Below are 21746 nucleotides of genomic sequence, written 5' to 3'. Positions count from 1 at the left end.
ACATGCACTACATGCCCACGCGCGGCCATCCCGAACGCAGGAAGTTCTGCGAAATCCTGCTTGAAGGTCTGGCGCCGGATGGTGCCCGAGACCTACCCGCGTGTGGATGACGCAATGCTGGATCGGTGGCGGAGGCTGTCCTATCCGGACCTCGCCTTCGAGATCCTGTCGCTCTACATTGACGATATTCCGCCCGCCGATCTGAAGGCCATCTGCGCGAAGACCTATACGCCCGAGGTTTTCGGGACCGCCAAGATCGCGCCGGTGCGCGCGCTTGAGACTTTTCCGATTCCTGAGGTCTTCCCACTCAGGGCTGCCGTGTGTGGTTGCGCTCGTACGGGGCCGCGGAGCTCTGTCGTAAGGCTCTTTGTTCCAGTGCAGCCGCACCATCGAGGCGGGGACTTTTCGGTGCGAAGCTGATCAGCGGTGGGGCGTCTTGGCGCGGATCAGCGCGTCAGCCATGTAGAGGTCCTGCAGGGAGATACCGGAGCTGTCGAAGACAGTGATTTCGGTGTCGGAGAGGCGTCCGGACGCACGCTTGGCAATGACGTCGCCGATTGGTGTTACTGCAAGCACGCCGGCGTCGATCACGTCGCGCACGTGTTGGAACTCGCCGATCTGAACGGACTGGGAAAGCAGATCACAAAACAGACGTGCGTTGGGGAATAGTTCGCTCGGCAATTCGCGCTTGCCTGGAGCATCCGACCCCATGCTGACGATATGGGTTCCGGGTCCCACCCAAGCGGCATCGAACAGCGGTTCGCGTGAGGGTGTCGCCGTGACCACGATGTCGGCCGCACGCACGGCTTCATCGGGCAAGGCAGCGCGCGCCTGCAGGCCCCATTCGCCGATCTGATCAACAAAAACGTCGCGCCGCGGCGAATACGGGGCCACCACCAACACGCTTTCGATTGCGCGGATGCGTGCGAGCGCCCTCACTTCGAAGCCCGCCTGATTGCCGGCGCCGAATATCGCCAAAACCTTGGCCTGCTTGCGCGCAAGAAGATCAGCTGCAACCGCGTCGGCTGCGGCCGTCCTGTAGGCGTTCACCTTTCCGGCCTCGACTACAGCGCGGAGCCGCCCTGTATTCTGATCGAGCAGCACGATGGTGGAGTTGTGGCGGGGAAGGCCACGTGCCGGGTTGCCCGACCAGAAGGAGCCGATTTTCACTCCGGTCAGGTCGTCAGACGACCCGGATTTGATAGAGAAGGTATTGGTCGCCTCCCGTGTGCGCCCGATCACAGCAGGGAATACCCAGCCCTGCCCCGATGCTGCTGCCACAAGAGCCTCCCGCGCCGCCTCGAAAGCAAGCTCATGGGTGACGAGGGCGGCTGATTCCTCCTCGCTGATATAGATCATCCGAAATTCCTTCTGAGCATCAAGTGCTCATCGCTGGGAAGTGTTTGCGGCTATGCCATCGTAGAGGCTGAGATCGCATCCATTTTGGATGGTGCGGACGACTCGCCCAGCGAGGGTAATCACAAACGGGACTCAAGCTGCCGGACATTCTTCGCCCGATTTGTGCAACTTGGCGTGCCGAGGAACTGCCGAAAACGAATGATCTCGCTTATTTGAAAGGGAAAAACAGCAGAGAAATCTGCTGTTGGGGCGCAATTCTAAGGTCCGACTTCGATTCGACAGTGATCAAGAGACGGCACCTCCCCATGGCCCCGCAACTCGAGCGAGACGTCGTCATCCCTAGCGAGTTGATGAAATTGGAGCCCCGCCATCTGCCGGGCGCGCTGAAGCTGTCGCAGGAGATGGGCTGGCCCTATCGCCTGGAGGATTGGGAATTCGCCGCCACTTTCGGCAGGGGGCTGGTTCTCGAGCAGGCAGGGCAGGTGATTGGCACCGCCATGTCGTGGATTTACGGCAAGGCTTTTGCCACCGTCGGCATGATCATCGTCACTGGCCCTGCGCAAGGCGGTGGCAACGGTTCGCGGCTGTTTGATGGATTGCTTGAGGCGGCGCAGGGTCGCAACGTGCTGCTCACGTCCACCGAAGAGGGGCTCGCGCTCTACAAGCGGCGCGGCTTCACTGCCTGGGGCACGGTGCTCCAGCACCAAGCCCTTCTGACCACTGCGGTGACGCGGGGGGCCGGTGACGGTGTGCGTCAGGCGACGATCTCCGACCTCGCGGCGATCCAGGCTTTCGACGAACGGGCCATGGGCATGCCCCGCTCGTCGTTGGTGGCGGCGCTTGCCGATGCGGGCAAAGTCGTCGTTATCGAGCGCGACGGGCGGATTGCCGGCTACGCCATCAGCAGGAGGTTCGGCCGTGGCTATGTCATCGGTCCCTGTGCGGCCGAGAGTGACCAGGATGCGCGGCTTTTGATCTTGGCGCAGCTTTCTAAGCTTCATCATCAATTCGTTCGCATCGATATCTATGCCGAAGATGGATTGGGCGATTGGCTCGAGAGCCTCGGCCTCCAGCAGGTCAGCTCGGCGACCGCCATGGTCAAGGGGCAGCGGCCTGTCTCCGAGGGCTCAGCCCATACGTACGCGCTGGCAAACCAGTCGTTCACCTAGGAAACGAGATGATGAACAAGATGGCGGCAAATCTGGCAGCGAGCGAGACGACTGAGACGATCGATGCCTTGATTACCCCAGCGCTGCTTTTGGATCGCGGACGGCTCGAGCGCAACATTCAACGGCTGGCTGAGCGTGCCAAGAAGCTTGGCGTGGTGCTGCGCCCGCATATGAAGACGGCCAAAAGCATCGACGTCGCCCGATACGCGTTCCCTCGCGAGCCCGGTCCGATCACGGTCTCGACCATCGCCGAGGCGGAGTATTTCGCGGACCACGGCTTTCGCGACATCACTTATGCGGTTGGCATCTCGCCGGCTTCGGCCAGGCGCGCCATGGAGCTTTGTCGCCGTACCGGCGCTGATGTGAAGCTGTTGCTCGATACTGTGGAGCAGGCCGACGCCCTGGCCGGCGCGCGCCAAGCCACCGGCATGACGCCGTCGGTCTTCATCGAACTGGACTGCGATGACCATCGCGGCGGATTGAAGCCGGACGACCCTAGATTGCCCGTCGTGGCCAGCAGGGTCGTCGCTGCCGGTGCCACGCTCGTCGGGGTTCTCGCTCATGCGGGCGAATCCTACGGCTTGAACACGCCCGATGTACTGGTCAGGGCAGCGGAGAACGAGCGTTCAGCCACCGTGCGCGCAGCTGAAATCTTGCGCACCCAAGGCCATGCCTGCCCGATCGTCAGCGTCGGCTCGACGCCTACAGCGCATTTCGCCCAGAATCTCAAGGGTGTCACGGAGCTGCGGGCTGGGGTCTACATGTTCTTCGATCTCGTCCAGCACGGGATTGGGGTCTGCGACCGCGACGATATCGCGATTTCCGTACTGGCCACGGTGATCGGCTCGAAGCCGGAAAAGGGATGGGTGCTGGTCGACGCCGGGTGGATGGCGCTTTCGCGCGACCGGGGAACCGCAAACCAGCGGATCGATCAGGGTTACGGCGTGGTCTGCGACGAAAAGGGGCGGGTGCTTGACGATGTGATCGTGGCCCAGGCCAGCCAGGAACACGGTATCCTTGCCATGCGTGCCGGTTCAGGGAAATCCATGCCCGAACTGCCGCTCGGGTCTCGGGTGCGGATCCTGCCTAATCATGCGTGCGCGATGGCCGCGCAGCATGATTTCTACAGTGTCGTCAGAGGGGACAGCCCCAGGATTGAAGCGCATTGGGAGCGGATGCGCGGCTGGTAGGCGCGCAACTATGCCTCGGATGCCGCCCCACTTAAATCAGCATTGGTGGTCAAGAAAATGAAGTCTACCTCTTACGGGCTGTATATGTCGACGCTGATAGGCAGCACCATGACTGATGTCATGGATAGGCGCCCCGACTTGAATCCCTGGAAGGATTTCAACTGGCCGGTGATCCCCGGCTATTTCGGGCACCCCTGGTTCCTGCCGGTTCTGGGTGCCTATTACCGCATAAAGGATCTTGTCGCGTGATGACGCCCCTCGAACATCTGTCGCGCAACGGCCACCTGGACAAGTTCTTCATCGACGGTCAATGGGTCGAGCCGAGCGGCACCGCCAAGGGCGTCGTGGTGAACCCCTCCACCGAAGAGGTTGTGGCTCGGTTTCCGCTTGGAAACAGCTTGGACGTGGATGTGGCCGTTGCGGCGGCCCGCCGTGCATTCGCCGCCTGGAGCCGGACCACGCCGGAATATCGTGCCGGCCTGCTCGATCGCCTACAGGTGCTGCTCGAAGGGTGCAGTGAACTGCTTGCGCAATGCCTCACCCTCGAGATGGGCGCGGCGATCGGATATGCGCGCAGCTCTCAGGTGCCGCTGGCGATCGCGCATGTCAAGGTTGCGCGTGATGTGCTGACAGCCTTTCCCTTCGTCAAGCAGCGGGGGCAAACCGCCGTCACCCACGAACCGATCGGTGTCTGCGCCTTGATCACTCCGTGGAACTGGCCTCTTTACCAGATCACCGCCAAGGTTTCGCCGGCGCTCGCGGCAGGCTGCCCGGTCGTGTTGAAGCCGAGCGAGCTTTCTCCCCTGGACGCCCTGCTGTTCGCCGAAGCGATCGAGGAAGCCGGCTTTCCTGCCGGGGTGTTCAATCTGATCCAAGGTGATGGTGCATGCGTGGGTGCTGGTCTCGCGTCCCATCCGGATGTCGATATGATCTCCATTACCGGGTCCACCCGGGCGGGCATTGCGGTGGCGCAGGCGGCAGCGCAGACGGTCAAGCGTGTCGCGCAGGAACTCGGTGGCAAGTCGCCCAACGTGATCCTGCCGGACGCCGATCTCGACCGTGCCGTTTCTCTGGGCATAGCCGCCGCCTTCCGCAATCTCGGCCAGTCATGCAGCGCCCCGACGCGCATGATCGTGCCACGTCCGCTGCTCACCGAGATCGAGGAAATCGCCAAAGGAGCCGCTGCCCAGATCGTTGTTGGCGATCCTCTTTGCGAAGCCTCGACTCATGGTGCAATCGCCAACCGTGCTCAATTCGATCGCATCCAAACCATGATTGGTGTCGGCATTTCGGAAGGCGCGAAACTCCTGACCGGCGGAGAGGGTCGGCCCGGCGGTCTGAATGTCGGATTCTATGTAAAGCCGACCATCTTTTCGGACGTGCGCACGCACATGAGGATCGCGCAGGAAGAGGTCTTCGGGCCGGTTCTCTGCATCATCCCCTATGACACAGTCGAGGAGGCCGTCACTATCGCCAACGACACGGTGTACGGCTTGGGGGCCCATGTGCAAGGCGAGGACTTGGAGGTCGTCAGGGACGTCTCGTCGCGGATCCGTTCTGGCCAGGTGCACCTCAACTACCCGGCCTGGGATCCACACGCCCCGTTTGGCGGTTTCAAGCAGTCGGGAAACGGGCGCGAATATGGCGTCGAAGGCATGCTGGAATATCTCGAGGTCAAATCCATCCTCGGCTATTTCTAGGCGACAACTTTGCCCGGCGCAGAGGCGCGCCGGCGGCGCCATCCATGTCAGTAGGCCGCCTTCAATGGGCATCCCCGCATTCAGGCACTATCTTCCATTATTCCGTTGTCGCTAAGGGCGATCCTGGCCCGAATTACATTTTGCCTGAAGCGACTGCCCATGACGTCAAGACAACCCACTGGCCTCAAGGTGATGCGAGCGATTTGTTGCCGCGCATCTGATTGACCGCGGTCGCGGGGGCCGAGCACCCCGATCCCAGCCTACTCGCGTCCGCGGTGGCTGTGGGCCGCGACGTCGAGGCCGAACGCAGCGCGCTTGCACAAGCCGCGCTCGGAGACGCTGAGAAGGCCTCCGCGCGCTCTGACTCAGCACTACCTTATAACGGTAGAGGATCTGGCTGGAGTTGTTTCGGCCAGATAGTGGATGTGCGGTCCCCCGTGGTACGGGCTCGTCTCGACGCGGGCCTCCACTCGGAACACGTCACGTAGCAAAGCCTCTGTAATTACCGATCCGGCCGCACCGCATGCGACGATGCGGCCTTTGTCCAACACCACCAACTGATCACAGAACATCGCGGCATGGTTGAGGTCATGCAGCGCGATGATGCTGGTCAGTGACAGCTGTGAAATCAACCGCAGCACTTCGATCTGATGCTGGATGTCCAGATGGTTTGTCGGTTCGTCCAGCAAGATTTCGGTTGGGGTCTGGGCTACAGCGCGGGCGATGTGGACGCGTTGGCGCTCACCGCCTGAAAGGCTGTGCCAATACTTGTCGCGCCGCTGCTCCATGCGCTCTATGCGTTCTGGCGGCCCGATGCGCTGTCGGTCTACACGTTCACCGACCTCATCAACAATTCGACGCCGCTGGCGCTCGCGGCCGCGGGCGAGACGCTTGTCGTCATCAGCCGCGGCTTCGACTTGTCCGTCGCCGGCGTCGTCTCGCTGACCAACGTACTGGTGGCCGTCTATCCGCTCGACGGCCCGGGCGGAGCGTTTGTCAGCCCGCTCATGTGCTGCGCGATCGGAGCCTTCGTCGACCTGATCAACGGCATTCTGGTTTCCAGGCTCGGGCTCCAGACCATCGCGCCGACGCTCGGCACGATGATCATTTGTCAGGGGCTCGCGCTCGTCATTCTCGACGCGCCCGACGGCATGATCGCCGACTTCGTCACCTAACCCTGACCGATACGCTTTTCGGCGTCGTTCCGATTGCCGGGCTGTTCCTGGTTGCCGTCGTCTTGCTATGGCTGGCTTCCGGCGCACCGCCACCGGCACCGGCCTCTATGCAATCGGCGCCGACGAACAGTCGGCCCGTTTCTCCGGCGTGGCCGTCTCAGGCGTGCGTATCACAGGCCTTTGTCGGCGCCGGCATCCTCTACGGCGTCGCCGGCTTCATGCTGAGCGCTCAGACCGCGACCGGCAATCCGTCGGCGGGCACGCCGTTCCTGATGCTCACCTTTGCCGCGGTGGCGCTCGGCGGCACACCGCTTAGCGGTGGCCGCGGCAGCCTCGTCGGATCGATCCTCGGAGCCGGCACGCTCATGCTTTTGCAGAAGGTGCTGTTCTCGGGAGGGGTCTCCTCTTTCTACACCGGTATCTTCCAAGGCCTGGTGCTGCTGCTTGCGATCGTCTTCGGCAACGTGGTGGCGCGCCTGAACGCGCATAAGGACGTAGCGATGTCTTTCGATGCCTCTTCCGACCAGCGCGGCAGGCAGAAACTCGACCGGGAGGTGGTCAGCAGCTGCGGCCTTCTTGCTTGTAACCATTGGAACTCTCCAGATTCAGATTGTTGAGTCTCCCGTGTCAGGTGATGGCTAACCCCGGGGTCATCCAGAGGTTCCGACGCCGACAGTCGGCGTCGGCGTCGGCTGCGCCCGATTTGTCCGATGCGCGTGGAACGAAAATCGGGCTTTGTACATTGTTGGGGCCAGTTTCACATTTCGTCATCAGGACACCCAATGGAAAAGACATTTAATCGCGTGGCGACCGTCGTCGCGCACGCATCTGGCCGCCCGTGGGTCTTTGCCTTATGCTTGGCGTCTGTACTGGTTTGGGCCGTGAGCGGCCCGGTTTTCCACTATTCCGAAACCTGGCAATTGGTCATCAATACAGGTACGACGATCGTAACGTTCCTGATGGTCTTCCTGATTCAGAACACCCAGAACCGCGACGGTGCCGCCATACAGGCTAAACTCGATGAGTTGATCCGCTCGGGTGCCGCCAAGAACGCCTTCATCGGCATCGAGCACCTTACCGAGGCCGAGGTCGAAGAGTTCCGCGCGCTATGTATGCGGGCGAAAGAGAGCAAAGAAAGAGCGGCTACGGCCCATCACAAGGCAGTGGCCTGAGCGCCGGACGTCGTGAGGCTGCGGTTTCGACAAGATAGGGCGTTCGCAAAGGTTTGATCTAGCGCTCACCGCGCTACTTTTGCGCCGTCCAACCAAATCGGTGGTTGGGGATGATGGCCATGCTGGCACTGAGCCTGCGACCATGGGAAAGTATGGTCTTTCGCCGGGCTCGTTGCAGGCTTTTCGCCCCAAGGGCAATTGCGGGCAGGCTGGCTAACCGCAAGGAGACGAATTGGACGCCGCGACCCACCAGCCAATCCAGACGCGCCCGTCAGCCTTCTCACTGCCAGCGAGCGAGGGCCTGGCATCGGCTGACGGCAGCTTGTGGCCGTAGAGCTGTCCCCCAGCATGCCGGCTTGAGGCGCCAAGCTGACATTGCGGCATTTTCTGAAGCGTTGCAGCGACAGGTTGAGTGCTGGCGGATTCAGCCGAGGATAACAGAAATTGCTGATCCGATAGTGGGCTTTCAACCAGCTACTTCCGTCTTGCCAGCAGTTTCGTCAGCCAATCCGGATCCATTTCCGCTACGGAAGAGAGAAGCCTAGCGTCTTCAGGGAAACCGCGGGCAATTTTCCGGGTGCAACTGATCGACTGGCGCCGCACTGTGGTGCTGCTTCTTCGGCCGACTGCGATCCGGCTGGTGGACGATATTCGACGGCCTTCCACAAATGCCGGAACGTTCGCGGCTCCTCGAAGTTAGACTTCTGTCGATTGTCCAATTCCAAGCACTGGAAACGGGAACGAGCCCGTCTCGGCGAGATGCCGGGGCGGGTTTCCCGCACTCTTCGGCGATGGAGATGCAACTGTCGAGAACCGCCTTGCACGATTTCAGCTCCCCCATCGTTGACACGCGCCGTCACCAGGACGATCCGCTCGACAAGAGTTGCAATACCCGGCCGCAGTGCATCAGTTGCCAGCGATCCGAGCAGCCCGCCAGCAATGCTGCCACAGACCATGGCGGCCAGAGCTATCGGCGATGGCATCGGTGCCTGAGGGTCTATTCCGTAACCCGCAACAAACGCGCCCAAGCAGGCCAACCCGCCGACCGCCGCACCAAGACTGGCGGCTGGAACCATCCCCAAACTAGCCAACTCGGCGCTGTAAGGTCCTATAACGGCGATCTTTAAGCGAGGAACTCCCATTGCCACCAGGTCGCCTGCGGCCCTGATTGCTTCGGCGTGGGAATCAAAGAGTCTGCTGATTGTCGGCTTGGTCGGCGACGGCATTCTGGTGCGGCAGGTCGTTGACGAAGGAGGCGGCAATCAAATCGTCGCCGCTGATCCGGCCCGAGCCGTCATCCATCAACGCGGCAACCTTCTGGAGGGACTTCAATTCGCCCCCTGTGATCTGTGCCTCCTGCATTCTGGCCCTAAGGTCGGCCACGCCCACTCTTAACTCATTGGACTGGGTAGATCCGCCGCTTGGCATCGATCGATAGTCCTTTTGTCTTGGCAGCCCGCCGCCAAGATGGGCGGCGGGCTTTGATTCTGGTGCTTGGTTCACTGGATGATCTTGACGATCTTGTGGGTGCCCGGATCCACGACCACCGTCCGGTTATCGATCACTGTGTAGCGGTATTTGACGTTGGGGACTTCATGGAGCTCGACGGTGTCGGGTAAAGCGGTGCCGACATTGAGTTCTACGCCGGGAAGCTTCACCGAAGCCAAAGGCTGCTTCTTCACGTATTCCTTGATGACTGTTTCCTGCTCGGGCTGGATAATCACGTCCTCGGCAGCGGCAGCGCCGATTCCTGCAAGCAGCAACAAAGCCGCAGCAGCGGCGCCTAGATGCATTCTCATGACGTCCTCCTTTGTGAAGATGGCGCAGCAATGTCGTTTCCCACGCCCGCCAGCAAACTCGGGGACCATTGCAAAAGTTCCTGCGCCTGGGCTTCGGTCGGACGCGACTAGGACGTAAGTCTGACCGCAACACGCAATAGTCCTGTCTGAGGCCCCAATCGGAACAGCCGCCGTTTGCCGCCGTTGTCGGGTTTACAAGTTGCTGGAGAAAAACTGATGGAGAACAGTGTTGTTCAAGCGCGATGGCTGCTCGCCCCGATCTTCGGTGTGGCAATCGCCTTCATGGTGTTCGGGATTACACTCAGTTGATTCGTTCACTCCTTTCAAGCGGCGAGCTGCCGCTTCATTGAAGAACCAACGCTCGCCGCTGCCCGTGGAAATCGCCGTCCGGTCGTAATTTTTTCCAAAGAACCCAGCAGAGCCGCTTCGCGGTGACGCGTACTGTACCAGCCTTGACCGGCAGTTTTCGGCCCGACGGCCGCTTTGGACGCAGGCAAGGCTCCACTACGAGCGATACCGCTCCACCTCAGGGGTGTGCTACTCCGGCAATTCGTCACCTTTGATCGGCGCCTTCCCTTTGCCGGCCCGCTTCAGAAGTGCAGCGCCTTGGGATGTTGGCACGGCAGCGCGTTCCTGAAAGTAGGTTTCCGTGCGCAGCGCCGAAAGTTTCTCGGCGACTGCCACGTTAATAAATCGGTTGAGCGGCACGCCCTCGCTGTCGGCCACCTTACGCGCCTCATCGAGAAGCGGAAGCTGAAGCCGCAGTGCGAAATTGCTTCTCCTCATGTCTCTCTCTCCAATCGTGTCAGCGCCTCACCGGGCGACAGAACCATGACACCGAAGCGCTCGGCCACCTTGCCGAAGTCGCGGAGTTGAACGTCACTATAGCATTCGCCCGTCCGTTTACCGCAGCCTCCAGCACCGTGTCGTCGTCCGGGTCGCGAACGGCGGGTCGCCAGAGGAAGAGAAGGCGAACCGGCTCGGAGACGGCCGCCACGGCATCTAGCAACGCCGAGAGGCCGGAGCCTCGGGTGCTCGGGCCGTGTCGTGACCGCCTCGTACTCGATCAGTGGCGCTGCGCCTCATTGACGACATAGAGAGGCTTGGTTCCTGGCGACCTCCTGGATGAAATCCAGAAACGCCCGAACCTTCGCGGGTGGCAGATGGCGCGAGGGATGATAGGCGTAGAGGGGATAAAGTTCCTCCGACCATTCCGGCAGGATGGGTACGAGTTCTCCACGTTCCACGAACAGCGCCAAGCCAATCGCGAGGCTCTGGAAAATACCCTGGCCCGCCACGCAGGCGGATACCGCGACGAAGGGATCATCAAGGACCAAGCGGCTTGAAACCTTAACATCGACGATTTCCCCGTCGCGGTGGAACTCCCACGGAAAGGGCAGACCTGTCTGCGGATCGCGGAAGAGAAGTGCTTCGTGATGGACGAGGTCATGCGGCGATCGCGGCGTGCCGTGCCGTTCGAGATAGGCCGGCGCAGCAACGGTCAGAATGGGCGTTTCCAGGAGCTTGCGTGCGATGAGAGACGACTCGTCAGGTTGGCCGAACCGTACCGCCACATCGATGCCCGCCATCATCTCCTCCCGATAGTTGCTGGTGGAGAAATCGAGCGACAGCAGAGGATAGCGGACTAGGAACTGCTGGAGTCTCGACGCAAGCACCATCCGCGCAAACCACGGGTCCACCGACACGCGCAGTCGGCCCCGCACGATTGCCGCCGCGCCTGCGGCCTCGGCGGCCGCCTCGTCGAGGCCGGCGAGAAGCGGCATCACCTGCCCGTGAAACCGTCGGCCTTCCTCGGTAAGACTGACCTCCCGCGGATTGCGGTCGAAGAGCCGAACGCCAACCCGCGCCTCGAGGCGCGCGACCGCCCGGCTCACGCCTGAAGGCGTCAAGCCGAGCATTTCCGCCGCGCGGGCAAAATTCCCTGCCTCCGTCACGGCAGCCAGGACGCCGACGCCGGTCAGCAGCCGGGTGTCAAAAGCCATGCGATCTCCCTTTGCCGGTGCGGCAGCTCGTCAGGCGGGTTCCATGATAAGCGCAGTGAATCTGAGTCAATGTAGCACGGACGATAATGCGTGTGAATCACATCATGGCGCGGCTTAGAACATCGGCATCGCAACGCCGTCAGTGGTGAACCGCCGACAAATCGGTCTTCCCACGAGCCGGAAAGGAATGAGCCATGAACCCGATCACACGCAGGACCATGCTTCAGCGGGGGAGCATGGTGGGGGCCATTCTGGCTCTCGATGCGGTCAACCCCGCCTTGGCCGGGACAGCACCCTTGGCTTCGCTGCGCAACTCCGCCGCGATCGACGCCGCCCTGCTCGGCGGCGTCTCCCGGCACGATGTGGCCGGCGTCGTCGCCATGGCTGCCACGCCGAATGGCATTGCCTATGAGGGCGCCTTCGGCAAGGCGAACGTCGAGACAGGCACGCCGATGGCCGCCGACACGGTGTTCTGGCTGCTGTCGATGACCAAGGCCTTCACGACGACGGCCTGCATGCAGCTCATCGAGCAAGGCCGCATCGGTCTCGGCGATGACGCAGCCAAATACCTGCCGGAGCTCGTGTCGCCGCAAATCCTAGAAGGCTTCGCCGCGGACGGAACGCCGCGCCTGCGCCGGGCCAAGCGCGCCATCAACGTACGCCACCTGCTGACGCACACCTCCGGCTACACCTATTCGATCTGGAGCGAGGCGCTGACCCGCTACGAACAGGTGACGGGCATGCCCGATATCGCGACCTGCAAGAACGCCGCCTTCACCGCACCGCTCGAATTCGAGCCGGGCGAGCGCTGGGAATACGGCATCAGCATGGACTGGGTGGGCAAGCTGGTGGAGGCGGTGTCCGGCCAATCGCTGGAAGTCTATTTCCGCGAAAACATCTTCGCGCCACTCGGCATGAAAGATTCAGGCTTCCTCATCGGCTCGGAGCAGAAGCGGCGCGTCGCCACGTTCCACAACCGCCGTGCCGATGGCGGGCTGGAGCCGGCCCCCTTCGAGATGCCGCAGCGGCCGGAGTTCTTCATGGGCGGCGGCGGCGCGTTCTCGACACCGCGCGACTACATGACCTTCCTGCAGGCGCTGCTGAACGGCGGCGCACTGGGCGGCGTGCGCATCCTACGGCCGGAAATGGTCGCTATGATGATGCAGAACCAGATCGGTGAGCTGAACGTTCACGAGATGCGCTCGGCGCAGCCGCCCTTCTCGCGCAGCTTCGACCAGTTCCCCGGTCAACCGCACAAATGGGGCTTGTCCTTCGACATCAATACGCAGCCGGGTCCGAATGGACGTTCCGCCGGCAGCATTTCCTGGGCCGGCCTGCTCAACTGCTACTTTTGGCTTGACCCGGTGAAGCACGTCACCGGCGCGCTCTTCACCCAAATCTTGCCCTTCTACGACGAGCGGGTTGTCGCCCTCTACGGCGCGTTCGAGCGGGAGCTCTACGCGAGCCTCGCCTGACACGCGCACTCCACATCAATCCTTTTGGAGAACCATCATGTACGCAATCACCGGAATCACCGGCAAAGTCGGCGGCGCGCTCGCCCGCAACCTCCTGGCCGACGGGCTGCCCGTCCGCGCCGTCCTGCGCGATGCTACCAAGGCGGTGGAGTGGAAGGCCAAGAGCTGCGATGTCGCTCTGGCCGAGATGGACGATGCGGCAAGTCTCGCGTCAGCCTTCAAAGGCGCCGATGGTGTCTTCATCCTGCCGCCGTCGGAGTTTGACCCAGAGCCGGGCTTTCCCGAAGCAAGGCGGTTGATCGACGCCGTGAGTGCGGCATTGGTCGAGGCACGTCCCGCCAGGGCGGTGTGCCTGTCGACGATCGGCGCCGACGCGCCGCACGAGAACCTGCTCACCCAGCGCACGCTGCTGGAGCAAGCGCTTGGCGGCATCGGCCTGCCGGTTACCTTCCTGCGGCCCGGCTGGTTCATAGAGAATGCCCAGTGGGATGTCCCTGCGGCACGAGACGAAGGCGTGTTGCGCAGCTTCCTGCAACCGGCGAACAAGGCATTCCCGATGGTCGCGACACAGGACGTCGGCTGCACCGCCGCCGCCCTGCTGCGCGAGAACTGGAGCGGGACGCGGGTCGTCGAACTGGAAGGTCCCGCTCGGGTTTCTCCCAACGACATTGCTCGCGCCTTCGCCGTCGCGCTGGAGCACGCGGTTTCGGTCGAGATCGTACCTCGCGAAACATGGGAGACCATCTTCCGAGCCCAAGGCACCCGCAACCCGCTGCCGCGCATCCGCATGCTCGACGGCTTCAACGAAGGCTGGATCGAATTCCACGATCAGGGGCTGTCGTCTGTGAAGGGCACGACGACGCTGGAGAGCGTCATCGCCGGGCTCGTCGAGAGCCGGGTCACGGCCGCCGCCTGAGGGGGGGATCGCACCCGCCTCGCAAGGCCGGCGCGCCCACCGGCAAGGCATTCGCGAAAAGGACATCATCATGGACAGCATCATCATACAGGGCGTCGCCATTCCGCGCCTTGGCTTCGGCACCTTGCGCATGCCCGGCGTCGATGCCCAGCCCGTCGTCGAGAGCGCAATCGCACTCGGCTATCGGCATATCGACACGGCCGCGATGTATCAGAACGAGGCTGCGGTCGGGGCCGCCATCGCGGCATCCGGCATCGAGCGCAGCAAGTTCTTCGTCACCACGAGGTGTGGCACGCTGGAGGCGCTTGTCGCGCTGAAGGAGCGTGGCCTTTCGTCCGCCATTGTGCGCAGCATATCGGCTTTTCCACCGACCGGATCGTGACGATCACATCAGAATTTCACGCAAGAGCGGGGTCAAACGCCGGCCGATTGTTCCAGTCGTTAAGGCCAGCAATGCGATTTCCCGCTGTTCTGCTCTTGCTCATCATCTTCGGCGGTTTGTCTGCCTTCACTCGACGGAGCCGTTGAGGATGTCCTTGACGCGGACAATGTATTCCTGGCCGCAGCACCACCTGCATCTAAGGTAAGCTGCTGGATCTCCTCGATGGTCTGTTCGCGGATGGCGCCCGTCGCCATCGCGGCCTCGTGTGCGCTCTCAATTGCGTGGCGGTGTGCCCCATGTCCGTGAAGGCCGGGTAAAGGCCTTCCATGTCCTGGACAAGAGCCTCGCCGGCTCCGGCGCCAAAAGCCGCTCGCAATGAGCAAGGCCGCGCTGGCGAAGGTCGGGATCATTGTCGTTCCTTTCCGATCTTTCAGTGCGCGCCACCCGCCTCGATATGGCCCGGGTTGCGCAACAGCAGCGTGGCGAAGAAGGCGACGACAAGGGCTGCTCCAAGCAGATAGAAGGCGTCGCTGAAAGCCATGATGTGAGCCTGCTTGCGCACCATCTGTCCGATGGCGATGACGGCCTTGTGCATCGCGGCTGCGCGATCGCCGGCGCCATGGGCCAGGAAGTATCGGGTCAGATGCTCGATGCGCGCGCGAGTACTCTCTTCGAACAGCGATACCGACTGCACCAGCACGTTGGAGTGGAACTGCTCGCGCTTGGTCAGAAAAGTCTGCAGCATGGCGATGCCGACGGCGCCGCCGAGATTCCGGATCATGTTGAACAATGCGGAGGCAGAGCCGGCATTCTCCTGCTCGATGCCGGCCGTAGCGACCGCAGCCAGGGGTACCATGACCAGCGCCTGACCGACGGCTCGGACGACATTCGGCCAAAAGAACTGCTCCGACGCGTAGGCCGCCGTCATTTCGATGTTCATGAAATTGCTTGCCGCAAACAGCGCAAAGCCGAAGGCGACGATAATGCGCATGTCGAAACGCTTCATCAACTGCGGCACCAGCGGGATCAGCACCAGTTGCGGGAGGCCTGTCCAGGCCAGCACCATGCCGATCTGCTGAGCGTTGTAGCCCTGGATGCGCGCGAGATAGACGGGCAGGATGAACACCGCCCCGTAGAGCGCAATTCCGAGCAGAAAGCTGGCCAGGATGGAGAACCCGAAATTCCAGCGGGCGAACAGTCTGAGGTTAAGCAAGGGCCTTTCGCTTCTCAACTCGATCCACAGGAAAAGCGAGAGGCTGACGAGGGCGATCATGGACAGCCGCACGATGAACGGCGAGCCGAACCAATCGTCCTTGTTGCCCTCCTCGAGCACAGTCTGCAAGGAGCCGAGCCCGATCGCCATGGTGATGATACCGGCCCAGTCGCCCTGGCGCAGCAGCGAGGGCTGCATCGGCGCCCTTTCGAGCGACACCCACAGCATGCCGACCATCAGCGCGCCGGGGACCAAGTTGACATAGAAGATGAACTGCCAGCCCCAGTTCTCGGTGAGATAGCCACCGATTGTCGGCCCGATGGCTGGTGCGAAGGTCGCCGACAGCGCGAACAGGGCAAATCCGATCGGCTGCTTCGCCTTGGGCAGGAGGGTTATGGTGATGGTGAAGGCGACCGGAATCAGCACGCCGCCGCAAAAGCCCTGCAAAGCACGCAGAACAATCATCTGCTGAAGGTTTTGCGCGAAGGCGCAGGCAACCGAGAAGGCGAGAAACAGGATTGCATTGGCCAGAAGATAGACCCGGATGGAAAAGGCCCGCGACAGCCAGCCGGTGAGCGGAATGACGACGATCTCGGCCACCAGATAGGCGGTCGATATCCAGCCGCCGTCATCGATGCCCGCGCCGATGGCGCCCTGAATGTCGGCTAACGATGCGTTGACGATCTGGATGTTGAGGACCGCCATGAAGGCGCCGAGCGTCGAGCCAATGACGGCGATCCAGGTCTTGAGCGAGGCGCAAGAGGCATCGGTGGGCGCCAGGCTCGATGCTTTGGCTGCCATTGGCGCAGGCGTGGGGTTGGTGGTGAGGGTTGCGGGCACCGCTGAATTCCTTGTTTGACGAAGAGCACGTGAGACACTGGCGTGGCGGCCACCAGGCGAGGTCCCGGAGAACCTCGCGCAGCCGCTACGAGTTACCAGCCGGCGATGATCCGGCGGCCGCTGTCCGGTTCACCCCGTTCGGCCAGGATGGTTGCCTTCGTGTCGATCGTCGGTTCCGCCGACATGCCGGCGCGCAGCTTGCCGGCGAGCCTGCCGTCGTTGATCGCGATCTTCACCGGGATGCGCTGCACGATCTTGGTGAAATTGCCGGTGGCGTTATCCGGGGGCAGCAGCGCGAACTCGAGACCGCTGGCCGGCGACACACTGTCGACGCGGCCCTTGAGTGCCACGCCGGGAAAGCCGTCGACGGCGATCTCGACCGGCTGTCCGCTCTGCACATGAGCGAGCTGTGTTTCCTTGAAATTGGCCACGACATAGATCGCATTCAGCGGCACCACCGCCATGAGCAGCGTGCCGGCCTGCACATACTGACCGACGCGAAGCGAACGGGCCCCGACGATGCCGTCGACGGGCGCTGTGATCGTGGTGTAGGAGAGATTGAGTTTCGCCTGACGCAGGGCGGCCTGGCTGCCGTCGCGCTCGGCCTCCGCCTTGCTGCGCTCCGTCGTGAGCACGTCGATCGCCTTGCGGGCCGCAACCAGTGCGGCGCGATCCCGCTGCAGTTGGGCTTCGCTTTCGCTAAGGGAGGCCGCGGCCTGCTGGGCGCGTTGGCTGGTGCCGTAGCCGCTTTTCAGCAAGGTTTTATAGCGATCACCCTCCTGCTGCGCGAATTTGAGCTTCGCCTCGGTTGCGGCGACGCTGGCCTTTTGCTGTTCGATCACCGACTGCTGCAGGCCGATCTGGGCGTCGAGATTGTGCAGCGTCGCTTCGGCTGCTTCGACCTTGGCTTGCGCTTGATCGAGCGCGGTCCTGAAATCGCGGTCGTCGATGCGGGCCAAAACCTGGCCCGTCTTGACGTGAGTGTTGTCCTCGACAAGTACCTCGGCGATGTGGCCCGAGATCTTCGGCGCGACAGCCGTATAGTCGGCCTTGATATAGGCATCGTCGGTCGATTGCAGATACTGCCCGACCGTCCAATAGTCATAGCCGTAGAGCGCAGCCGCGGTCAGGCCCGCCACCAGACCCAACCCGACAACCGTGCGCTTGATCATCGTCTTGCGGGACCGCGGCGCCGGTTTTACCTCAACCGAGTATTCTAGGATGGCTGGGTTGACGCTTACGTTCATCTGAATCTCCTCTCACGGTCGGCCCGAGTGGCCGACTGGCGTCAAGGAAGATGCAACGGCAAGCCTGATGTGATAATCGGGGAAAGAACGGAAGGATCATCCATTAAGAGCGGATAATCGGAATGGACAGGCTCACAAGCTTGACGGTGTTTGGCCGCGTTGTGGAATGCGGAGGCTTTTCCGCGGCAGCCCGACGCCTCAATATGTCTACCACGATGGTCAGCAACCACGTCCAGGCGCTGGAGGACAGGCTCGGCGTCCGCCTTCTCAACCGCACCACCCGCAAGGTGAGCCTGACCGAGATCGGCCAGGCTTACTATCAGCGTTCCTCGCAGATCCTCGCCGATCTGGAGGAGGCGGACCGCGTCGCGGGAGCGCTTCAGGCGACGCCGCAAGGCACGCTTCGCCTTCATTCCAGCATGAGCGTCATCCGTTTTCTGGCGCCGATCGTTTCCGAATTCGTCAAACTTTATCCGGCTGTTTCGGTCGATCTCACCGTCGGCGAAAGAATGGTCGACATGGTGGAGGAGGGCTTCGACCTTGACGTGCGTTCGCTGCCGCTTCCCGACTCGAGCCTGATCGTGCGGCGGCTGACCTCGTGGCGCAACATCGTCTGCGGTTCACCCGGCTATTTCGAACGCCATGGGACACCGCGGCGGCCCGATGACCTCGCACGCCACAATTGCATGCGCCATGCCTCCTATCCTTTCGGGAACGAGTGGCGTTTCGAGGACCCGGACGGCGAGCCCGTTTCGGTCCGCGTCGATGGCAACTTGTTGACCAACAGCCAGGAGACGCTCCGACGCCTTGCTCTCGACGGCCGTGGTCTATTCATACCGCCGCCCTTTCTCGTGGCCGACGACCTGAGCGCCGGACGCCTTGTCCGGGTGCTGGAGGAATATTCAGGAGTCGAGTTCGCGATCAACGCGTTTTATCCGCATCGTCACCATATCTCGGCCAAGGTCAGGACTTTCATCGATCTGTTGGCCGAGCGCTTTGCCGAACACCGCAGATGGATGGAATTGAAGTACTGAACAGCAGTCCACCGTCCCCGCCGGAAAGTCGGCGGGCTGATGTGCCTTCTGATCTTCTGGCCGGCCACATGCGGGCAAGGGCCGGAGCGATTGCCAGCACCGACATGGCAAAATCCTCGATCGGGGAGGGGTCAGCGCTGAGGCAGCGCGCCTGCTCATGATCCATTGTCCGCTCTCGGCGGATGATCCTTTCCAATATTCGAAGATTATCCTGGGCGGATCCAAGATGCATCTTCTTGGCGAACGAGCAAGGACCTGTTCTTGAACCAAGTCCAGAACTCAACCTTAGGAGATTTCCATGAAAAAGATCGCTCTTGCCACCGCCGCGTTCCTGGCCATCACTGGCGCCGCGCTCGCCGAGAACCCGAATGTCGGCGGTTCCGACATCAATGCGATTGCCCGGGAACAGCTCGACAACACCCACACGTCCTCGATCCCGCACAGTGCAGCCTACGAACTGCTCAATGCGGGCTCCAATGCGGCCATCACGCAGGATCAGGCGGTCGAGCATCGCCGGGACCTTTTCGGCAACCGCTAGACACCGGCTCGGGCCGCCGAACCCCCAAAGCGGCGGGCTCATCCGCCGCCTTCGCCTCGGGTTCGGCCGGTCGCGAAAAAAGGAGAAATGCGATGGACGCAGTCGTCAACGGCGCCGCTTTGGAGCGGGCCGAAACAAGGAGTGCACCGCAGCGGCGTGGAGTCGAGGCTTTACAGATTCTGATGGCGCGCGTCGCGGCGATCCAGGTCTGGGTCGAAGCCGGTATGGAAAGGCGCCGGAGCCGCCGCATGCTGATGGAACTCACGGACTCGCAATTGCAAGACATCGGTCTTTCTGGCGCCGACGTTGCCGGCCGAGGACCGTGACAGGCATCAAGCACCCGGCGGGAAAAACCGGAAAGCCTTGCCTTCATCAACAGGAGAAAGAACATGCAGTTTATGGTCTTGACACGTCGGCGGACGGAAAGCTTCAACGACGCGGACTACACGCCCGAGAGACTGGAAGCCGAAGCCGAAGGCGTTCGCCGGCTTTTCATGGCAAGCACCGTGCGACAAATCTGGAATCGCGGCGACATGGGCGGCGCCTGTCTTCTCATGGAGGCCGAAGGGGAGGACGAGGTTCGCTCGGTGCTCAATGCCCTTCCACTGTTCAAAAGCGGTATGCAGGAAATGGTCTCCACTGTTCCGCTACGGCCATATAGAGGCTTTGGGCCGCGCCAATGAAAGATGTCGCGAGGCATGCATGGGCATTGACGTGGCGATATCGGGCCGCTCTTTCGTTTCGAAACTGAAGCGGCCATTCGATTTGAAGCAGCCAACGACCGGTTCGCGGCGCCTCGCACGTGTTCCACCGCGGAACACGAACAGATGGCCCGAGAACGGGGCTTTCTTCAACTGTTCCTGGATCAGCATCACGAGGGCACCCAGTTCCTTTTGCATGTCGGTGTGCCCCAAATGCCAGATGCACTTTCACGCCGGCCGGAACGATGATCATGACGCCTTCTGCTTGGCCGCGAGTTGCCGCTTCACCGCGGCCGGGGTGCTGCCGGTCGGCGCAAACACGCGCCGCCCATTGTCCAGTTCGATCGCCACCATTCCGCCCGGTCCCGGGGACGGCGGAGGCGAGGTCGAAGTCCGGGCGATCAAAGCATCTCCAAACGCGATGACGTGCTGCTCATATGAGACTTCTCCCAGTCCGCTCGTTGCCGTTAGAAATTGATTGACAATAACATGTGGCCACTGGAGTGGCTCACGGCTGGGGATGCCTGTCTTCAAGGAGGAGGAGTCGAAATGCATATAAAATCATTGGCCGCCGCTGGTCTTCTGGTGGCTGCCGCTGCCGCTGGTATTGTCCCGGCGTCCGCCCAGATGAAGAGCAAGCAGTTCAATATTCTGATGCTGACCGATCTTTCTTCGGTCTATTCGGAGACATCTGGTCCCGGGGACGTCGAATTTGCGAAGATGGCTGTCGACGACTTCGGCGGAAAGGTCAATGGCGTGCCGATCAACGTCATCGTCGTTGACAACAAGCTTGACCCGGCACTCTCGGTTAACAAGGCGCGCGAAATCATAGACTCGCAGGGCGTGAATCTCATAACCGACGTGTCGAGTTCCGCTGCCGCCATCGCCATAGCCAAGCTGGCCAACGAAAGGCATATTCTGACGACCTTTGTCAGCCCGGGAACCACGGCGCTAACCAATGAAGCCTGCGGCAAATACACCTGGCACTACGGGTACGATACCTCGGCGATGTCGGCGCCGGTCAAGCAAATGACCAAGGACGGCACAAAGAAGTGGTATTTTATCACGGCCGACTTTGCCTTCGGAAAGTCGCTGCTGGAGTCATTTTCCAAGGCCGTCAAGGACAATGGTGGTGAGATCGTCGGCGTGGACATGGTGCCGTTTCCGAACGATGATTTCTCGAGCTATCTTCTCAAGGCGCAGGCGGCCGGCGCCGAGGCTATCGGCATCCTCGAATCTGGGCAGGATCTGCGCAACGCGGTCAAGCAGGCTCGGGAATTCGGCTTGATGGATGCCGGCATCAAGATCGTTCCAGGACAGTTGAACCTGTCCGATGTCAAGGCTCTCGGGCCCGACACCTGGGCCGGCGTGAACGCCGCTCTGATCTGGTATTGGGATCTGGACGACGAAACCCGAAAATTCGCGAAACGTTTCCACGATAAACTGAACTTCTATCCTGGTGACATACACGCGGGCAACTATTCCGCCGTTTATCAAGTGCTGAAGACCGTCCAGGAAATCGGCACGGATGATCCCGACAAGGTGACGGAGGCCCTCGAAGGCCGGGGTTTCAGCGACATGTTCACCAAGGACGCGCTCATGCGCAAACGCGACCACCTTGTGGTGAAGCGTACCTTCATCGGCCAAGTCAAGCCCGCATCGGAGGTCAAGAAGGACAGCGACTTTTTCAACATCGTCGGATCGGTTCCGGGCGACGAGGCATATTACCCGGAAGCAGAAAGCACCTGCAAGCACGATTGGTAACGGAAGAGACATGCGGCCCGCCGTCGGCCTACCGCCGAAGGCGGGGCGCATTCATCCGTAACGCAACCG

At 61.7% G+C, this 21746-nt stretch carries 25 protein-coding genes and 1 pseudogene; 16 read left to right on the top strand and 10 right to left on the bottom strand.

What is annotated here, in order from left to right; all coding sequences use genetic code 11:
- The first annotated feature begins 60 nt into the window (after positions 1-60).
- A complete protein-coding gene (locus LB551_RS24855) occupies positions 61-420 on the top strand; it encodes a hypothetical protein (RefSeq protein ID WP_224660750.1) in 360 nt (119 codons plus the stop codon).
- Here the strand turns inward: LB551_RS24855 and LB551_RS24850 are convergent, their stop codons facing one another.
- A complete protein-coding gene (locus LB551_RS24850) occupies positions 421-1359 on the bottom strand; it encodes an ornithine cyclodeaminase family protein (protein WP_224660748.1) in 939 nt (312 codons plus the stop codon).
- A 305-nt stretch (positions 1360-1664) separates the two neighbouring features.
- On the opposite strand from LB551_RS24850, the gene LB551_RS24845 reads away from it, so the two are divergent.
- The 4 genes from LB551_RS24845 to LB551_RS24830 are packed head-to-tail and all read left to right on the top strand — an operon-like array spanning position 1665 to position 5418.
- A complete protein-coding gene (locus tag LB551_RS24845) occupies positions 1665-2528 on the top strand; it encodes a GNAT family N-acetyltransferase (RefSeq protein ID WP_224660747.1) in 864 nt (287 codons plus the stop codon).
- Positions 2529-2539: 11 nt separating this feature from the next.
- A complete protein-coding gene (locus LB551_RS24840; protein ID WP_224660865.1) occupies positions 2540-3718 on the top strand; it encodes an alanine racemase in 1179 nt (392 codons plus the stop codon).
- 57 nt (positions 3719-3775) lie between these two features.
- Positions 3776-3967: a hypothetical protein gene (locus LB551_RS24835; RefSeq protein ID WP_224660744.1), complete on the top strand. Its 192-nt coding sequence runs from the start codon at positions 3776-3778 to the stop codon at positions 3965-3967.
- Positions 3964-5418, top strand: a complete 1455-nt coding sequence (locus tag LB551_RS24830) for an aldehyde dehydrogenase family protein (RefSeq protein WP_140552932.1) — start codon at positions 3964-3966, stop codon at positions 5416-5418. The genes LB551_RS24835 and LB551_RS24830 overlap by 4 nt, the downstream gene beginning before the upstream one ends.
- Before the next feature lie 371 nt (positions 5419-5789).
- On the opposite strand, the pseudogene LB551_RS24825 reads toward LB551_RS24830, so the two are convergent.
- A pseudogene (locus tag LB551_RS24825) lies at positions 5790-6251 on the bottom strand (ABC transporter ATP-binding protein); the annotation flags it as partial.
- Here LB551_RS24825 and LB551_RS24820 point away from each other — a divergent pair.
- The 3 genes from LB551_RS24820 to LB551_RS24810 all read left to right on the top strand — a co-directional run bounded on the left by LB551_RS24820 (position 6177) and on the right by LB551_RS24810 (position 7765).
- A complete protein-coding gene (locus LB551_RS24820) occupies positions 6177-6593 on the top strand; it encodes an ABC transporter permease (protein WP_224660742.1) in 417 nt (138 codons plus the stop codon). The pseudogene LB551_RS24825 and the gene LB551_RS24820 sit on opposite strands and share 75 nt — an antisense overlap.
- Before the next feature lie 107 nt (positions 6594-6700).
- On the top strand, positions 6701-7210 hold the full coding sequence (locus tag LB551_RS24815; RefSeq protein ID WP_224660741.1) for an ABC transporter permease: 510 nt from the start codon (positions 6701-6703) through the stop codon (positions 7208-7210).
- Positions 7211-7375: 165 nt separating this feature from the next.
- Positions 7376-7765, top strand: coding sequence for a low affinity iron permease family protein (locus tag LB551_RS24810; protein ID WP_224660739.1), 390 nt, complete (start codon positions 7376-7378; stop codon positions 7763-7765).
- Positions 7766-8950: 1185 nt separating this feature from the next.
- Here LB551_RS24810 and LB551_RS24805 read toward each other — a convergent pair.
- The 5 genes from LB551_RS24805 to LB551_RS24785 all read right to left on the bottom strand — a co-directional run bounded on the left by LB551_RS24805 (position 8951) and on the right by LB551_RS24785 (position 11567).
- A complete protein-coding gene (locus LB551_RS24805) occupies positions 8951-9268 on the bottom strand; it encodes a hypothetical protein (RefSeq protein WP_318012757.1) in 318 nt (105 codons plus the stop codon).
- The gene (locus tag LB551_RS24800) at positions 9265-9564 is read right to left on the bottom strand and encodes a DUF1236 domain-containing protein (protein ID WP_140552938.1); all 300 of its coding nucleotides are present in this window, start codon (positions 9562-9564) and stop codon (positions 9265-9267) included. The genes LB551_RS24805 and LB551_RS24800 overlap by 4 nt, the downstream gene beginning before the upstream one ends.
- 537 nt (positions 9565-10101) lie before the next feature.
- On the bottom strand, positions 10102-10350 hold the full coding sequence (locus LB551_RS24795; protein WP_224660737.1) for a hypothetical protein: 249 nt from the start codon (positions 10348-10350) through the stop codon (positions 10102-10104).
- A 19-nt stretch (positions 10351-10369) separates the two neighbouring features.
- Positions 10370-10561: a PIN domain-containing protein gene (locus LB551_RS24790; RefSeq protein ID WP_224660736.1), complete on the bottom strand. Its 192-nt coding sequence runs from the start codon at positions 10559-10561 to the stop codon at positions 10370-10372.
- 85 nt (positions 10562-10646) lie between these two features.
- Positions 10647-11567: a LysR family transcriptional regulator gene (locus LB551_RS24785; protein ID WP_140552940.1), complete on the bottom strand. Its 921-nt coding sequence runs from the start codon at positions 11565-11567 to the stop codon at positions 10647-10649.
- Between the two features lie 194 nt (positions 11568-11761).
- Between LB551_RS24785 and LB551_RS24780 the strand changes: the two genes are divergently transcribed.
- The 3 genes from LB551_RS24780 (at position 11762) to LB551_RS24770 (ending at position 14340) form a co-directional block, all read left to right on the top strand.
- Positions 11762-13042 carry a serine hydrolase domain-containing protein gene (locus LB551_RS24780; RefSeq protein WP_224660735.1) on the top strand — a complete coding sequence of 427 codons (1281 nt, stop codon included), beginning with the start codon at positions 11762-11764 and terminating at the stop codon, positions 13040-13042.
- A 37-nt stretch (positions 13043-13079) separates the two neighbouring features.
- Positions 13080-13958 carry an NmrA family NAD(P)-binding protein gene (locus LB551_RS24775; RefSeq protein WP_224660733.1) on the top strand — a complete coding sequence of 293 codons (879 nt, stop codon included), beginning with the start codon at positions 13080-13082 and terminating at the stop codon, positions 13956-13958.
- A 70-nt stretch (positions 13959-14028) separates the two neighbouring features.
- Positions 14029-14340, top strand: coding sequence for an aldo/keto reductase (locus LB551_RS24770; RefSeq protein WP_224660731.1), 312 nt, complete (start codon positions 14029-14031; stop codon positions 14338-14340).
- Between the two features lie 430 nt (positions 14341-14770).
- Here the strand turns inward: LB551_RS24770 and LB551_RS24765 are convergent, their stop codons facing one another.
- Positions 14771-16354, bottom strand: coding sequence for an MDR family MFS transporter (locus LB551_RS24765; protein ID WP_224660862.1), 1584 nt, complete (start codon positions 16352-16354; stop codon positions 14771-14773).
- Between the two features lie 131 nt (positions 16355-16485).
- Positions 16486-17640 (bottom strand): HlyD family secretion protein, encoded by a 1155-nt coding sequence (locus LB551_RS24760; protein WP_224660730.1) that lies wholly within the window; start codon positions 17638-17640, stop codon positions 16486-16488.
- Positions 17641-17762: 122 nt separating this feature from the next.
- On the opposite strand from LB551_RS24760, the gene LB551_RS24755 reads away from it, so the two are divergent.
- From LB551_RS24755 to LB551_RS24740, 4 genes are all read left to right on the top strand, one after another.
- Positions 17763-18674, top strand: a complete 912-nt coding sequence (locus LB551_RS24755) for a LysR family transcriptional regulator (RefSeq protein ID WP_140552949.1) — start codon at positions 17763-17765, stop codon at positions 18672-18674.
- Positions 18675-18972: 298 nt separating this feature from the next.
- Positions 18973-19212, top strand: a complete 240-nt coding sequence (locus LB551_RS24750) for a DUF680 domain-containing protein (RefSeq protein WP_224628791.1) — start codon at positions 18973-18975, stop codon at positions 19210-19212.
- Positions 19213-19304: 92 nt separating this feature from the next.
- Complete coding sequence (locus tag LB551_RS24745) at positions 19305-19538, top strand: DUF1127 domain-containing protein (RefSeq protein WP_140552953.1); 234 nt, start codon at positions 19305-19307, stop codon at positions 19536-19538.
- 63 nt (positions 19539-19601) lie between these two features.
- Positions 19602-19895, top strand: a complete 294-nt coding sequence (locus LB551_RS24740; protein ID WP_224660729.1) for a hypothetical protein — start codon at positions 19602-19604, stop codon at positions 19893-19895.
- Here the strand turns inward: LB551_RS24740 and LB551_RS24735 are convergent.
- The gene (locus tag LB551_RS24735) at positions 19860-20084 is read right to left on the bottom strand and encodes a hypothetical protein (protein ID WP_263496028.1); all 225 of its coding nucleotides are present in this window, start codon (positions 20082-20084) and stop codon (positions 19860-19862) included. The genes LB551_RS24740 and LB551_RS24735 overlap by 36 nt on opposite strands.
- A 378-nt stretch (positions 20085-20462) precedes the next feature.
- On the opposite strand from LB551_RS24735, the gene LB551_RS24730 reads away from it, so the two are divergent.
- On the top strand, positions 20463-21677 hold the full coding sequence (locus tag LB551_RS24730; protein ID WP_224628797.1) for an ABC transporter substrate-binding protein: 1215 nt from the start codon (positions 20463-20465) through the stop codon (positions 21675-21677).
- Positions 21678-21746: the final 69 nt, after the last annotated feature.

It is taken from the genome of Mesorhizobium sp. BR1-1-2 (assembly GCF_020165435.1).
GTDB lineage: Bacteria > Pseudomonadota > Alphaproteobacteria > Rhizobiales > Rhizobiaceae > Mesorhizobium.
This window is presented reverse-complemented; position numbering and strand designations above follow the sequence as displayed.